We start from the raw sequence: 1923 nt of genomic DNA, 5'->3' as shown, positions 1-1923 counted from the left end.
CTATTTCATACATAGAGTACCACCATTTACTAAAAACAAGGACAAGGAAATATCGGGGCAAGCCAAGTTGTATTTTGCAGATACTGGGGTACTCCAAATCTTAGCACAAGTAAGTAGTGGTCAAGTCTTTGAAAATATTATTGCTCTGCAATTGAAAGCAAAGGGTAATGTTGCCTACTACCAGCGTAAAACTGGTCAAGAAATCGATTTTATACTAAATGAGAGTATCGGAATTGAGGTTAAAGAAACGCCTTCTGATAGAGATTTGAAAGTTTTGAAGCAACGTTGTTCGGAATTAGAAATTAATGAACCTATGTTAATAGCTCGAAATGCCCCTGGCTCAGACTTTAAAGAGTGGTTTTGGGGAGGCAACATTGTTTAGGTTAACTTCCCCACAAATTTATTATTCGGTAACCGGTCTAAAACACAAAAGTAGTATCTTGCGAGTTCACGATACTACTTTTTTATGATTAGAATATTTACTTTTATCTGCTTAATTTTTGCTTCTTTAGGTGTTCAGGCTCAGTCACTTGAAATGTATAGACTTTCTAATTTCGCTGGGGTTTATGCGGTGGGTTTATACTTTTGGCTTATTCATTTCAATGCTATTTTCAGCCCAAAATATCTCATTTTTTAAGTCTAATTTAATAAAAAAGTATTACTTTTTGCATTATATTTGTGCAAATAGTTAATATTTATGCATAAAAGAGTAATCTTTAAAGAGCTAAAACAGCATCTGCTGAAGCCACAAATAACCGTAATCACAGGCTTGAGAAGAGTTGGGAAATCTACGGCATTAAAATTTTTGCTTTCTGAGGTTAATCACCAAAACAAAACTTACATAGACCTTGAAAAGATTGAGAATAGAGTTTTGTTCTCAGAAAAATCTTATGCATCAATAGAAAGCGGCTTGAGAAGTTTGGGACTAGACCTGACAAAAGAGTGTGTAATTGCTGTAGATGAGATTCAATTAGTCCCGACATCTGTAAGTGTTGTCAAGTATTTTTATGACACTTATGGCGTAAAGTTTTTACTTACTGGGTCAAGTTCTTATTATTTAAAAAATCACTTTTCTGAAAGTTTGGCAGGTAGAAAACGAATTTTCGAAATGTTTCCACTTACGTTTCAAGAATTTTTAACTTTTAAAGGACAGCCCAATCTAGAAATACTCGCTTTAAATCAAATTTTATATAATGAATTTATTTATGCCAGGTATAAACCGCTTTATGAGGAATATATTCAATTTGGAGGATTCCCTGAGGTAGTATTGGCCACAACTAATGAAGATAAAGTAGCCTATCTAAAAGATGTAATCAATGCATACATAGAATTGGATATTAAGTTATTGTCTGATTTTAAGATGAGCAACGAATTATATAAGCTGATACAATTGCTAGCCTCGAGGGTGGGAAGCAGGCTAGATATAAGTAAATTAAGTAGTATTTCGGGTATTAATCGAAATAAAATTAACGATTATCTAGAGCTCTTAGAATACACCTATTTCATACATAGAGTACCACCATTTACTAAAAACAAGGACAAGGAAATATCGGGGCAAGCCAAGTTGTATTTTGCAGATACTGGGGTACTCCAAATCTTAGCACAAGTAAGTAGTGGTCAAGTCTTTGAAAATATTATTGCTCTGCAATTGAAAGCAAAGGGTAATGTTGCCTACTACCAGCGTAAAACTGGTCAAGAAATCGATTTTATACTAAATGAGAGTATCGGAATTGAGGTTAAAGAAACGCCTTCTGATAGAGATTTGAAAGTTTTGAAGCAACGTTGTTCGGAATTAGAAATTAATGAACCTATGTTAATAGCTCGAAATGCCCCTGGCTCAGACTTTAAAGAGTGGTTTTGGGGAGGCAACATTGTTTAGGTTAACTTCCCCACAAATTTATTATTCGGTAACCGGTCTAAAAC

Annotated in this window: 2 protein-coding genes; both read left to right on the top strand. The window is 34.2% G+C overall.

Going from position 1 to position 1923, the window contains the following annotated elements; all coding sequences use genetic code 11:
* Positions 1-382 (top strand): DUF4143 domain-containing protein (locus EGI31_RS14825; protein ID WP_255037957.1); only part of this gene is annotated, 382 nt, incomplete at its 5' end.
* A gap of 315 nt (positions 383-697) precedes the next feature.
* On the top strand, positions 698-1879 hold the full coding sequence (locus EGI31_RS14820) for an ATP-binding protein (RefSeq protein ID WP_255037956.1): 1182 nt from the start codon (positions 698-700) through the stop codon (positions 1877-1879).
* Positions 1880-1923: the final 44 nt, after the last annotated feature.

The sequence above is a fragment of the Lacihabitans soyangensis genome (genome assembly GCF_024343775.1).
Taxonomy (GTDB): Bacteria; Bacteroidota; Bacteroidia; order Cytophagales; family Spirosomataceae; genus Leadbetterella; species Leadbetterella soyangensis.
Note: the sequence above shows the minus strand (reverse complement) of the source record. Positions and strands in the feature narration are given on the sequence as shown.

Coding starts and splice junctions, on each gene's coding strand:
- EGI31_RS14820 (WP_255037956.1), top strand. CDS start 698: ATGCATAAAAGAGTAATCTTTAAAGAGCTAAAACAGCATCTGCTGAAG.